The following is a 1,316-nucleotide window of genomic DNA, read 5'->3' as shown; positions in this document are numbered from 1 at the left end:
ACCTGTGTCGGTTTTGGTACGGGTAGTATGTCTCTACCTAGAAGCTTTTCTCGGCAACTTAGGATCAATTACTTCGCTCTTTTGAGCTCGTCATCACGCCTCAGCTTTTAGAGTAACGGATTTACCTATTACTCAACCTACACGCTTAAACATGCACTTCCAATCGCATGCTAACCTACCTGTTTGCGTCACTCCATCGATCAAACAATTCATACTAGTACAGGAATTTCAACCTGTTGTCCATCGCCTATGCTTTTCCGCCTCGGCTTAGGTCCCGACTTACCCTGAGACGACGATCGCTGCTCAGGAACCCTTAGGCTTTCGGTGGAAAGGATTCTCACCTTTCTTTTCGCTACTCATACCGGCATTCTCACTTCTTACCAGTCCACAGCTCCTTCCGGTACTGCTTCAATCCAATAAGAACGCTCCCCTACCCAATGGTATTACTACCATTGCCACGACTTCGGCTCTGCATTTTAGCCCCGGACATTTTCGGCGCAGAGTCTCTCGACCAGTGAGCTATTACGCACTCTTTAAATGGTGGCTGCTTCTAAGCCAACATCCTGGTTGTTTTGGAAACTCCACATCCTTTGCCACTTAATGCAGCATTGGGGGCCTTAGTCGGTGGTCTGGGCTGTTTCCCTCTTGACTATGGGCCTTATCACTCATAGTCTGACTCCCATGTATAAGTATAGCCATTCGTAGTTTGACTAGGTTCGGTACCCGGTGTGGGCCCTAGCCCGATCAGAGCTCTACCGCCTATACTCTTTACCATGAGGCTAGCCCTAAAGCTATTTCGGGGAGAACCAGCTATCTCCGTGTTCGATTGGCATTTCACCCCTATCCACAACTCATCCCAAAGCTTTTCAACGCTCACGAGTTCGGTCCTCCACACAATTTTACCTGTGCTTCAACCTGGCCATGGATAGATCACTACGGTTTCGGGTCTACTACCACTAACTCCTCGCCCTATTCAGACTCGCTTTCGCTTCGGCTCCACGTTTTCCGCTTAACCTCGCTAGTGACAGTAACTCGCCGGTTCATTCTTCAATAGGCACGCCGTCGACCTGCAATTATACGGTCTTCGACTGTTTGTAGACATACGGTTTCAGGTTCTCTTTCACTCCCCTCCCGGGGTGCTTTTCACCTTTCCCTCACGGTACTATGCGCTATCGGTCCATACTGGTATTTTGCCTTGGAGGGTGGTCCCCCCTGCTTCCCACAAGGTTTCACGTGTCTCGTGGTACTCTGGATACTGCTCCACATATGCAGGATTTCGACTACAGGGCTTTCACCTTCTTCGGCCGACCGTTCCA

General features: G+C 49.8%; 1 rRNA gene (running past one end of the window). It reads right to left on the bottom strand.

Features of this window, described 5'->3' with window-relative positions:
- Window positions 1-1,316, bottom strand: a 23S ribosomal RNA gene (locus HMPREF9200_RS03515) (its annotated part continues 333 nt past the right edge of the window); the annotation flags it as partial.

It is taken from the genome of Veillonella sp. oral taxon 780 str. F0422 (assembly GCF_000221605.1).
In the GTDB taxonomy this organism is placed as follows: Bacteria; Bacillota; Negativicutes; order Veillonellales; family Veillonellaceae; genus F0422.
This window is presented reverse-complemented; position numbering and strand designations above follow the sequence as displayed.